The sequence below is a fragment of the Lactobacillus sp. C449L genome, from assembly GCF_059900815.1.
Window position 1 is genome coordinate 1 of record NZ_JBWXGA010000350.1, and the last position, 423, is coordinate 423.

The window sequence follows — 423 nt, forward strand, 5'->3', positions numbered from 1 at the left end:
GCAGCGAAAGGACGGATCGGTTCATCGGGACGGAATTTTGGGCCATACTACTCCGCCCGGCCGGCCCCTGCCCGGCCTCTTTATCCGGAGACACCATCATGATCCAGGAGATTGCCAGCATCCATGTCCGCGAAGGACAGGAAGCCCTGTTCGAGGCCGGCGTGGCGCAGGCCAAGCCGCTGTTCCTGCGGGCCCGCGGCTGCCACGGCATGGAGCTGTACCGCAGCATCGAGCAGCCGCAGCGCTACACGCTGGTGGTGGATTGGGAAACCGTCGAAAACCATATGGTGGATTTCCGGGAATCTTCCGATTTTCAGGAGTGGCGCAAACTCGTGGCGGGCTTCTTCGTCGAGCCGCCCCAGGTGCACCACGAGCAAAAGGTGGTCTGAGGTTCAGGCCGCGTCCGGCGGATCGTCATACTTG

1 protein-coding gene is annotated in these 423 nt (G+C 62.6%); it reads left to right on the forward strand.

Translation table 11 applies throughout. The annotated features are described in order from the left end of the window. A partial coding sequence (locus AC2JF9_RS09735; RefSeq protein WP_500727373.1) for an antibiotic biosynthesis monooxygenase family protein occupies positions 1 to 389 on the forward strand: 389 nt, incomplete at its 5' end. Positions 390 to 423: the final 34 nt, after the last annotated feature.